This is a genomic window from Nakamurella flavida (assembly GCF_030811475.1).
Lineage (GTDB): Bacteria > Actinomycetota > Actinomycetes > Mycobacteriales > Nakamurellaceae > Nakamurella > Nakamurella flavida.
This window is the reverse complement of the sequence record NZ_JAUSQV010000001.1, coordinates 903,683-914,400: the sequence shown is the minus strand read 5'-3', so window position 1 is coordinate 914,400 and position 10,718 is coordinate 903,683. Positions and strand designations below refer to the sequence as shown.

Annotated in this window: 10 protein-coding genes and 1 riboswitch; of the genes, 7 read left to right on the top strand and 3 right to left on the bottom strand. The window is 74.3% G+C overall.

What is annotated here, in order from left to right:
- Positions 1 to 29 precede the first annotated feature (29 nt).
- The gene (gene ctaE / locus J2S58_RS04020) at positions 30 to 650 is read right to left on the bottom strand and encodes an aa3-type cytochrome oxidase subunit III (RefSeq protein WP_338093207.1); all 621 of its coding nucleotides are present in this window, start codon (positions 648 to 650) and stop codon (positions 30 to 32) included.
- A 391-nt stretch (positions 651 to 1,041) separates the two neighbouring features.
- Here ctaE and J2S58_RS04015 point away from each other — a divergent pair, with 391 nt between their 5' ends.
- Complete coding sequence (locus tag J2S58_RS04015; protein WP_205256421.1) at positions 1,042 to 1,452, top strand: hypothetical protein; 411 nt, start codon at positions 1,042 to 1,044, stop codon at positions 1,450 to 1,452.
- Entirely contained in the window at positions 1,449 to 2,501 is a 1,053-nt protein-coding gene (gene trpD, locus J2S58_RS04010; RefSeq protein WP_205256183.1) for an anthranilate phosphoribosyltransferase, read from the top strand. Before J2S58_RS04015 ends, trpD begins: the two co-directional genes overlap by 4 nt.
- A 71-nt stretch (positions 2,502 to 2,572) precedes the next feature.
- Here trpD and J2S58_RS04005 read toward each other — a convergent pair whose 3' ends face one another.
- Positions 2,573 to 2,848 (bottom strand): Lrp/AsnC family transcriptional regulator, encoded by a 276-nt coding sequence (locus J2S58_RS04005; RefSeq protein WP_205256184.1) that lies wholly within the window; start codon positions 2,846 to 2,848, stop codon positions 2,573 to 2,575.
- 198 nt (positions 2,849 to 3,046) lie between these two features.
- Complete coding sequence (locus J2S58_RS04000; RefSeq protein WP_205256185.1) at positions 3,047 to 4,873, bottom strand: DEDD exonuclease domain-containing protein; 1,827 nt, start codon at positions 4,871 to 4,873, stop codon at positions 3,047 to 3,049.
- A 213-nt stretch (positions 4,874 to 5,086) separates the two neighbouring features.
- Between J2S58_RS04000 and J2S58_RS03995 the strand changes: the two genes are divergently transcribed.
- From J2S58_RS03995 to J2S58_RS03975, 5 genes are all read left to right on the top strand, one after another.
- The gene (locus J2S58_RS03995; protein WP_205256186.1) at positions 5,087 to 6,418 is read left to right on the top strand and encodes an NYN domain-containing protein; all 1,332 of its coding nucleotides are present in this window, start codon (positions 5,087 to 5,089) and stop codon (positions 6,416 to 6,418) included.
- A 153-nt stretch (positions 6,419 to 6,571) separates the two neighbouring features.
- Positions 6,572 to 6,760 (top strand): hypothetical protein, encoded by a 189-nt coding sequence (locus J2S58_RS03990; RefSeq protein WP_205256187.1) that lies wholly within the window; start codon positions 6,572 to 6,574, stop codon positions 6,758 to 6,760.
- 248 nt (positions 6,761 to 7,008) lie between these two features.
- Positions 7,009 to 7,173: riboswitch (cyclic di-AMP (ydaO/yuaA leader) on the top strand.
- Between the two features lie 9 nt (positions 7,174 to 7,182).
- Positions 7,183 to 8,499 carry a C40 family peptidase gene (locus J2S58_RS03985; RefSeq protein ID WP_205256188.1) on the top strand — a complete coding sequence of 439 codons (1,317 nt, stop codon included), beginning with the start codon at positions 7,183 to 7,185 and terminating at the stop codon, positions 8,497 to 8,499.
- 113 nt (positions 8,500 to 8,612) lie between these two features.
- The gene (locus J2S58_RS03980; RefSeq protein ID WP_205256189.1) at positions 8,613 to 9,737 is read left to right on the top strand and encodes a glycosyltransferase family 4 protein; all 1,125 of its coding nucleotides are present in this window, start codon (positions 8,613 to 8,615) and stop codon (positions 9,735 to 9,737) included.
- A gap of 125 nt (positions 9,738 to 9,862) precedes the next feature.
- Entirely contained in the window at positions 9,863 to 10,669 is an 807-nt protein-coding gene (locus J2S58_RS03975; RefSeq protein WP_205256190.1) for a metallophosphoesterase family protein, read from the top strand.
- Positions 10,670 to 10,718: the final 49 nt, after the last annotated feature.

Below are 10,718 nucleotides of genomic sequence, written 5' to 3'. Positions count from 1 at the left end.
TCGTATGAAGACATACCGGTCGAGGGCCCTCAGCGGATGATGTAGATGGTCATGAACAGACCGATCCACACCACGTCGACGAAGTGCCAGTAGTACGAGACCACGATGGCGCTGGTGGCCTGGGCGGGGGTGAACTTGCTGAGCTTGGTCCGGAAGATCAGCAGCAGGAACGCGATCAGGCCACCGATGACGTGCAGGCCGTGGAAGCCGGTCGTCAGGTAGAAGACCGTGCCGTAGGCCGATGACGAGAGCGTGGTCTCGTGCTCGGTCACCAGGGTGTGGTACTCGTTCGCCTGGCCGAGGACGAAGATCAGGCCCATCACGAAGGTGATCAGGTACCACCGACGGAGGCCGAAGACGTCGCCCTTCTCGGCGGCGAACACACCCATCTGACAGGTCACCGACGAGAGCACCAGGATCGCCGTGAAGAACACGGCGTAGGGCACGTCGAGCTCGGTGGGCAGCGGCGGCCACTCACCGACGTGGGTGGCGCGGGCGGTGAAGTAGATGCCGAAGAGACCGGCGAAGAACATCAGCTCGCTGGCGAGCCAGACGATCGTCCCGACACTCACCATGTTCGGTCGGTTGATCGTGTGGATGCGCGCGGTGATGGACGTCGTCCCAGATGGCGGGCTGGTCGCAGTGGTCACCCAGCGATTATGACCTGTCCGCGCCCGGGTTGCGCCGACGGGTTCCACACGTCGCTCCCGTGTCGCGCACAGCGGACTCATCCTCGCAGCTCACGGGGTTCACGACCTTCGACAACTTGTCGAAATCGATATCCGGCCGGCCCCGGCGGAGCGTCCCGCCGCCGCTCCGGGCGTCGTGCGCCGTCCGCCGGACGGCCGGGAGCCCTACGATCAGGCCCTGCCGCCACCCGCCCGCTCCCGCGGGTGGGACGGGGGCCCACCCCGGCGCGCGGGTCACCCCGCCGCCCGCCCGACCAGGGACGAGGACACCGTGACCGCTGCCCAGCACCCATCCTCCGCAGGGCCCGACGACACCGCGGGCCCGGACGGCCACCGCCGCCCGGTCGTCCTCGTGCACAGCCACCGGCCCGAGGTGCGCGAGCAGATCCGGTCCGCCATCGGCCGCCGACCGGCCGCCGACATCGGCCGCATCGACTTCCTGGACGCGACCGGTGTGGCCGAGGTGCTGATGGCGGTGGACTCCGGCGGCGTCGACGTGGTCGTCCTGGACGGCGAGGCACAGCCGACGGGCGGCATCGGCATCAGCCGGCAGATCCACCAGGAGGCCGGACGCCGTGGTGCGCCGATCCCCCCGGTGATCCTGGTCGTGAAACGGGCCGACGACCGCTGGCTGGCGACCTGGGCCCAGGCGAGCGAGGTCCTGGTGCACCCGCTCGACCCGGTGACCGCGGCCGAGACGGTCGCCCACGTGCTGCGCAGGGTCCTGCACGGTGACCTGGCCGGGACCCCGGGCCGCCCGTGACGCACCCGACCGCCACGCGCACGTGGCCCGACCTGCTGACCCGCCTGCTCGGTCGGAACGATCTCGCCGACGCCGACACCGGCTGGGTGATGGACCGCATCATGGCGGGGGAGGCCACCTCTGCCCAGCTCGCCGGTTTCGCCGTCGCCCTCCGTGCGAAGGGCGCCACGGCGGCGGAGGTCGCCGGCCTGGCCGGGAGCATGCTCGCCCACGCCGTCCGGGTGGAGATCCCGGTGCGGGCCGTGGACCTGGTCGGCACGGGCGGCGACCGGGCCAACACGGTGAACATCTCGACGATGGCCGCGGTGGTGACGGCGGCGGCCGGCGCCCCGGTGGTCAAGCACGGCAACCGGGCCGCGTCCAGCAAGTGCGGGGCCGCGGACCTGCTGGAGGCGCTCGGGGTCCCGCTGTCGCTGCCGGCCGCGGCGGTGGCCGAGTGCGTGCGGGAGGCCGGCATCGGCTTCTGCTTCGCGCCGGTCTACCACCCGTCCCTGCGCCACGCCGCCGCTCCCCGGCGGGAGATGGGCATCCCCACCGTCTTCAACTTCCTCGGCCCGCTGACCAACCCCGCCCAGCCCGTCGCGGGGGCCATCGGGTGCGGTGACCCCACGATGGCGCCGGTGATGGCCGAGGTGTTCGCCCGCCGCGGCGCCGAGGTCCTCGTCTTCCGCGGCGACGACGGGCTGGACGAGCTGACCACGACCACCACGTCCAGCGTCTGGGTCGTCCGGGACGGTGCGGTGCGCCGGGACACCGTGGACCCACGCGATCTGGACATCCCACCCGCCCGGCCGGCCGATCTGGCCGGTGGGGACGCCGCGGTGAACACCGCCGCGGCCCGGGAGTTGTTCGCCGGCGAGCGGGGCGCGGTGCGGGACGCCGTGGTGCTGAACGCGGCCGCGGCCCTGGCCACCCACGCCGGGCTCACCGACGACCTCACCGCCGACCTGCGTCGCGGGATGGAGCGCGCGGGTGCCGCGCTCGACGACGGCGGGGCGGAACGACTGCTGGACCGGTGGGTCGAGGTCGGGCGACGTCTCGCCGGCTGACCGTCCGGCCGGTCACCCGCGGACGGGCCGCGGGGGGCGCGGCCCCGGTCCGGGCCGGGTGTGACGCCGGGTCAGCCGCCGATCGAGAAGGCGTCGTCGGCGTCCCGCTGGTTGTAGGAGCGGAACGCGATGTGGGTGATCGTGCGCTGGACGCCCGGCACCTGCGAGATGTGCCCGGGCACGAGCTCGGCGATCTGCTCGTGGTCGGCGGCGTGGGTGATCGCCACCAGATCGACGTCACCGGCACACGAGTACACCTGGTCCACCCCGGGGATGTCGGCGATCTCCTGGGCGGCCTGCGGGATGCGGCTGGCATCCACGTGGATGAGCACGATCGCGGTCACCATCGGTCCACTCCCTCTCGCCCTGCCGGGGCTCGACCCCGGCGGGCGCATCGTATGCCGGGGCGTGCCCGTCGGCCCGGCCGTCGTGCGGATCTCCGTCGGCTCACCACCGTCGGCTCACCACCGTCGACTCACCACCGTCGGCTCACCACCGTCGGCTCACCACCGTCGACTCACCACCGTCGGCTCACCGCCGTCGGCTCACCACCGTCGGCTCAGCGACCCACGGGCCAGGTCGGCGGTGGCCATGAACGAGCGCCACCGCCCGGCACCGCCGGCCGGGCTGACCCAGGGAGAGCTCGCCTGCACCAGGCGCGATCCCGGCCGGTCCACCCACCGCAGCACCGTCCCCGTCTCCTCGGCGGAGGCCGCCGGGAGCGGGCCGACGCCGGGCAGGACCGTCTCGGCCGAGGCGACCAGCAGCTCCACCACCGGCATCGGGTCGACCCCGCGCCGGGCCCGACCGCTGGCCACCAGCCGACCCCGGCGGACCACGGAGAGCTCCCACCCGCCGCCGTCCGGCCGGGCCACCACCAGGTGGTCGATGGCCGCGAAGGCCCCCAGCCGCTGCCGCCGGTCCACCGCCGCGGCCAGCACGGACAACCGGTCGCGCAGGACGGCGGCCTGGTCGAACCGGCCCCCGGCGGACAGCATCTGCAGCCGGGTCCGCAGAGCGACCAGCACCTCGTCCGACCGGCCGTCGAACAGCGCCGCGATCCGGTCCGGGTGCTCCGCGTAGGCATCCGGCCCCTGCCGGCCCTCGCACGGCGCCCCGCAGCGGCCGAGCTCGGCCAGGGCGCAGGCCGATCCGGACGGCGCCCGCCGGGAGATGCGTGCCGTGCACGTCCGGATGGGCACCACGTCGTGCAGAGCCTCGACAGCCGTCCGGGCGGCCTGCTGGGTGGTGAACGGCCCCAGACACGACTGGCCGTCGGCGGGTCGCCGGGCGATCGACAGGCGCGGGAAGGCCTCCTGGGTCAACACCACCCAGCAGACCTTCATCGGCGCTCTCGACCGGCGGTTGTACGGAGGTTGGTGGGCGGCGATCAACCGTTGCTCGCGCACCTCCGCCTCCAGGGCGTGCGCGCACTCGACGTGGTCCACGCGCTCGGCCAGCAGCACCATGCGGGCGATGCGCGGGCGGGTCTCACTGGCCGAGAAGTACGACCGCACCCGCTGTCGCAGGTCCTGCGAGGTGCCCACGTAGAGGACCTCGTCCCGTGGGCCCTTGAACAGGTAGACGCCCGGCGCCGCCGGCAGGTGATCGGCCAGGTGTCGCTTGCGGCGTCGACCCGGCGCCACGTCCCGGGCGGCGTCGCGCAGCTCGGTCAGGCTGTGCACGCCGACCGTGCCGAGCCGCTCGAAGAGGGCGTGCAGCACGTCGACGGTGGCCCGGGCGTCGGTCAGCGCGCGGTGGTCGGGGGCGACCCGGGAGCCCAGCAGGGGGGCCAGGGCCGACAGACGGACGCTGGGTGCCTCCGCCTTGCTCAGCACCGACCGGGCCAGCCGGACCGTGCACACCACCGCGGGGGCGGGCCAGACCATCTGCAGCTGCGCGCACGCCGCGCGCAGGAAACCCACGTCGAAGGACGCGTTGTGGGCCACCAGCACGCATCCACGGATGAACTCCAGGAAGCCCGGGAGGACCGTGCCGATGCGGGGAGCGTCCACCACCATCGCGTCGGAGATGCCGGTGAGCACGGTGATCTGCGGGGGGATGGACCGCCCCGGGTCGACCAGGGTGGCGAACTCGCCGAGCACCTCGCCGCCCCGCACCTTGACCGCACCGATCTCGGTGATCGCCTCGGTCTGGGCCGAACCGCCGGTGGTCTCCAGGTCGACGACCACGAAGGTGACCTCGCGCAGCGGGTCGCCCAGCTCGTCGAAGGTGTGCTGGCCGCTGTCCACGGCGGGTCCGGACAGGCGGGAACTGCTGCCCGGCGGCCGCACGATCGGGCTCAGACCGGGGGGACGCCGACCGGCGCCGTCCCACCCCGTCCAGGTCCGGTCCCCGCTCGTCAAGGTCATGTCGCGGACGCTAGGACACCGGTACGACAGTGCCGGTTGAGCAGGCGGCGGGGCCGGGGTGACCGACCGGGCGCGGGACCGCCATGACCCCGCCGGGCCACAGGGACGGCGGCGGCGGGCGACGACGGGCGGCGTCCGGCGGGACCGCGCGGACCCCGGACAATGTCACCGTCCGGGACCACGAGTGCCACCCGGATCGAGCAGGAGGACGCCATGACGGACGCAGACTCTCAACCTCTGGTAGAGGGTGAGGCCGAATCCCCGGCCCGGACGGGCGGTCTGCCCGAGCCGGTCCGCGCCCGGGTGGTCGGGTGGGCCGCGATCACCGTGGGAACCCTGCCGCCGTCCGAGGTCCCGGCCGCCCTGCGGTCGGTTGCCCGGTTCGCCCCGGCCAAGCGGGCCCGTGCGGGCGCCGCCGCCCTCGCCCGGGTGCTGGACGGCGAGCCGGCCTTCCGGGCCGCGGTCGCCGCCGGCGCCCCCGCGGCGACCGCCGCACCGGACGGCCGCCGGTCGGGTGGCCGAGGGGTCGACGACCCGGTGCACCGTGCCGCCCTGGCCTTCCTGCTGCGGTCGACCGAGCTCGCGGAGGTGCTGACCGAGGTCCGGGCGGCCCACCCCGAGTCCGACCCGGCGGCGTCCACCGACGCACTGCGGGACGCGCTGGCGCGCAGTCGGCACCAGGTCGACCGGCTGCAGCTGGAACGGGACGAGGCGCTGCGTGGCGCGGCGGTGGGTCAGGAGAGCCCGGAGGTCGCCCGGCTGCGCACCCGACTGCGGGAGCAGGGCACCCGGGTCCGGGAGCTGCAGGACGCCCTCGCGACAGCGCAGGCGGGGGCCCGTTCCGATCAGGCCGCCGTGCGGGCCGAGCTCGACGTGGCGCGGGCCGAGGCCGCGGGGGCGGTCGAGCGTGCCCGGGACGCCGAGGCCCGGGCCGAACAGGCCCAGCTGTCGCTGGCCAGGCTGCGGGAGGCGGGTCGCGAGCGCACGGCGGCCGACGGTCGCCGGGTGGAGCTGCTGCTGGCCACGGCCGAGGGCGCGGTGCGCGGACTGCGCCGGGAATGGGGGATCACCTCGGGCGGGGCGGACCCGGCCGACCTGGTGGCGGCGACGCTGCCGGCCCCCCGGGCGGGTACCGCGCCGGTGGACGCGACCCGGTTGACCGGCTGGCTCACCTTGCCCGCCGCGCACCTGGTCGTGGACGGCTACAACGTCACCAAGACGGGCTATCCGGCGTTGTCCCTGGCCGATCAGCGGGACCGGCTCGTGCGTGCCCTCTCGGCGCTGTCGGCGCGGACGTCGGCGGAGATCACCGTGGTCTTCGACGGTGCCGCGGTGGTCGCCCCGGCTCCGCCGGGCCGTCGCATCCGGGTGCTCTTCTCGCCGCCGGGGATCCCGGCCGACGACGTGATCCGCGATCTCGTGGCCGGGGAGCCGACCGGTCGGGTGGTCGTGGTGGTGTCCTCCGACAAGGAGGTGGTGGAGCGGGCCCGCCGGAACGGGGCCCGGACGGCGCCGTCACCGGTGCTGCTGGATCTCCTGGGCTGAACGGTCGTGATCAGTGCGAGGGGGACTGTCGGAGGGTGCCTCTAGCGTCCGTGCGGAAGGGCGATCCGGCCCGGCGGACGACAGAAGGACGGTCCAGCGATGCATGTCGATTGCGATCAGTGCAGTGTCCGGGGCGCGGCGTGCAGCGGCTGCGTGGTGACCGTGTTGATGGGCTCGACCCCGGACGGGGTGGAGTGGGACGAGACCGAGCGGGCCGCCCTCGGCGTCCTGGCCGACTCCGGTCTCATCCCGCCGCTGCGCCTGGTCACCCCGTTGGAGCTCCGGTCTCCCCGCGAACACGCTGCGGCACGGGCACGACGGGGGCAGCGCGCGGTGGGGTGACGGGTCCGTCCCCGAGTTTGCGGGTCGTCGGAACGAAGTCCGCTCACCCGTCGGAACGCCGTCGCGCCTCCGCCGGGGGTGAAGTCTGTGCGTCCGGGCGCGCCCCGTCTTCCTGTGCGACGGACGGGCCCGGGTGAGAAAGCACACGGGTGAACATGTCGCTTTCAAGCAACCGGAACTGGACTCGCTCGTATCCGTCTCGTAACCTGACCGAGATCTTCCACATCGGTTTGCCATACGGGCAGGCCACAAGGTCACCGCCGAATCGACGTGCCTTCCGCCGTCGAACCGGGGAACCAGGTTTTCTTTGGGGTGAATCCCCGCCGATGGCACGTGCGCGTGTCACGCCGGGGTAGGGCTACTTCCTGGCCCGAATCCGTCAGCTAACCCGGTAGGCGGCACGAAGGAAAGGCACGCCTGCGTTGGCGAATCAGCATCTCGAGCGTTCCGTCCTGCCCATCCTCAGGACGACGAGCGTCTCGGCCCGTTCCCGGCGGCTCACCGCCTACGCGAAGACCGTCGCCGTCGGCACCGCCGCCGTGCTGGCCTTCGCGCTCGTCCCCGCCACCGTGGCGTCCGCCGACCCGGCCACGCCGGAGACGGCCCAGGACGCCAAGCAGGCCTGGTTGGACGCCGAGCGCCAGTCCGAGGTGCTGAACGAGGACGTGCTGCAGGCGCAGGTCGACGAGCAGAACGCCGTCGCCGCCGCCGCTGCGGCCGCCACCCAGGTGGACACCTCCCGGGTCGCGGTGACCGCCGCGCAGGCCCGGTCGGTCGAGTCCGACGCCGCCGCAGCCGGTTACCAGGTCAAGGTCAACGCGTTCGCCAACGCCAGCTTCCGGGGCGCCCGGCTGAACCAGTTCAGCGCCATGCTGACCGCCGACTCCGCGGACGACTTCCTCGACGAGGTCACCTCCCTGGACCGGGTCGCCGAGGACACCCAGACCACGCTCGCCGACGCCCTCGCGGCGAAGGCCGCCGCTGCCCAGGCCAAGGCGGACGCCGACGCCGCCGAGTCCGCCGCCGAGGCCGCGAAGTCCGAGGCCGACGCCGCGCAGGTCGCCGCCCAGCAGGCCGCTGCCGACGTCGTCACCCGCAAGGCCGAGCTCGACACCCAGGTCGCCAGCTACAAGGCGCTGTACGACAGCCTCTCCGAGCAGGAGCGTCTCGCGGCGATCGCCGCCGAGGAGGCCCGTCAGGCCGAGGCCAACCGCGCCGCCCAGGCCGAGATCGAGCAGGCCGCAGCGGCCCAGGCCGCTGCCGCCGCCGTCGCCGCCCCCCGGGCCGATCGGGCCGACCGCTCGGCCGAGCCCGCCGCTGCCGCTCCGTCGTCCGCCAGCGCTGCCGCGGCCCCGGCCGCGTCCGCCCCGGTCGCTGCCTCCGGAGGCAGCTCCGCCGGCCAGGCCGCCGTCGCCGCCGCGCTGTCCAAGGTCGGTTCCCGCTACGTCTACGGCGCAGCCGGTCCCAACCAGTTCGACTGCTCCGGGCTGACCTCCTGGGCCTGGGCCCAGGCCGGGGTCTCCATCCCGCGCACCTCCCGCGATCAGGCCGGGCTGCCCAGCGTCCCGCTGAGCCAGCTGCAGCCGGGTGACCTGGTCACGTACTACTCGCCGGTCAGCCACGTCGGCATGTACATCGGCAACGGCCAGATCGTCCACGCCTCGACCGAGTCCAAGCCGGTCTACGTCACCACCGTCGCCGGCGGCGGCCCCAACCCGACCGGCCACCGCGTCGGCTGATCGCCCCCGGCCAACGGCCGGCGCATCCCGGACCACCGCCGACGGCGGGCCCTCGCGGCCTGCCGTCGGCGGTTCTGTCATGCTCCGGCCCCATCCCAGGCACAGGAGACGCGGTGCGGCGCACGCTGTTGATCACGAACGACTTCCCACCCCGGACCGGCGGGATCCAGTCCTACGTGCACGCCCTGACCCGCGAGGTGCCACCCGACGCCCTGGTCGTCTACGCCCCGGCGTGGCCTGGTGCACAGGAGTTCGACGCCGCGCAGCCCTACCCGGTCCACCGGCATCCCACGTCCCTGATGCTGCCCGGGCCGGCGGTGCGCGGACGTGCCCGGGAACTCGTCACCCGGTACGGCTGCCAGGCGGCCTGGTTCGGTGCGGCCGCCCCGCTGGCGCTACTGGGGCCGTCGCTGCGTGATGTGGGGATCCGTCAGGTGGTGGCCAGCACCCACGGTCACGAGGTCGGCTGGTCGATGCTGCCGGCGTCACGTCAGGCGCTGGGCCGGATCGGCCGGACCGCCGATGTCGTCACCTTCGTCAGCCGGTACGCACGGTCCCGGATCGCCGCGGCCCTGGGCCCGGACGCCGCCCTGGAGAGCCTGCCCCCCGGGGTCGACACGGGGCGCTTTCGTCCCGACCCCGACGGCCGCGCCCGCATCCGGGCCCGGCACGGCCTGACCGACGGTCCGGTGATCGTCTGCGTGTCCCGCCTGGTCCGCCGCAAGGGCCAGGACGTCCTCGTCCGGGCCCTGCCGCGGATCCGTACCCAGGTGCCCGCAGCCCGGCTGTTGATCGTCGGCGACGGCGACGACCGGGCCCGGCTGACGGCCGAGGCGCGGCGGTGCGGGGTGACCGACGCCGTGGTGTTCACCGGAGCGGTGCCGTTCGACGAACTGCCGGCGTACTACGCCGCCGGCGACGTGTTCGCCATGCCGTGCCGCACCCGGGGCGGCGGGCTGGACGTCGAGGGGCTGGGCATCGTCTTCCTCGAGGCCTCCGCGGTGGGGCTGCCGGTGGTGGCCGGGGACGCCGGGGGAGCCCCGGAGACGGTCCGGGCGGGGGAGACCGGCGAGATCGTCGACGGGCGCGACGTGGCGGCCGTCACCGCGACGCTGGTCGATCTGCTCGCCGACCCGGACCGGTGCGCCCGTCTGGGAGCCGCCGGTCGTCGCTGGGTCGAGCGGGAGTGGACCTGGCCGGCCTCCGGGCGGCGACTGGCCGACCTGCTCTCCGGATGAGCCGCGGACGCCGCCCGGGCGACCAGCCCACCCGCCGGAGGGGTCGGACCCGTGCCTCCGGCAGCCGAGGTGGCGGGTGACACGGGTCCCACGGGGGAGTGCCGGCCGCCGGATAGCCTGGGGCGGTGCGGCTCTCCTTCGTCTCCGACATCCACGGCAACATCGAGGGTCTGGCCCGGGTGGCCGAACGGGTCGAGCACCTGATCGTCCTCGGGGACCTGCTCGACTACGTCGACTACCACGACCCGGCGGGCGGGATCCTGGGCACGCTGTTCGGTGCGGAGAAGGTCCGGCACTTCACTGCGCTGCGCACCCGGGGTGACTTCACGGGCCTGCGCACCTTCAACCGGGGCCTGTGGGAGTCCATCGCCGATCCCGCCGGCACCCTGGCCGAGGTCGTGTCCGGGCGGTACCGGGAGGTGCTGGCCGCGGTCGGCCCGGACACCCTGCTGACCCTGGGCAACGTGGACGTCGCCTCCGTCTGGACCGAGGTGGCCGGCGACACGTTGCCCTACCTGGACGGCCAGGTCGTCGAGATCGGCGGAAGGCGGCTGGGTTTCGTCGCCGGCGGGGCCAGCAGTCGTCCCGCGGGTCCCCGCCCGCCGGAGGACCAGGTGTGGCAGCCGCTGGTCCGCCCGGCCGCGGAGTACCGGGCGAGCATCGACGCGGTGTTCGCCGACGGACCGGTCGACGTGCTGTGCACGCACATCCCGCCGGACATCGCCGCCCTGCGGTACGACGTCGTCCCGGCGCGGCTGGAGATGCCGGGACCGGGTCTGGTGGAGGCCATCGACCGGTGGACGCCCCGGTTGTCCGTGTTCGGGCACGTCCACCAGCCGCTCGCCCGCCGGCTGCGGCGGGGTCGCACCGAGTGCGTCAACGTCGGTCACTTCCAGCGGTACCCCCGGGCCTTCGAGATCGACCTCGACTGAGCGACCCGGGTCCGGGTGACCGGGGCCGGTCGTCAGCGGTGCCCGGGCC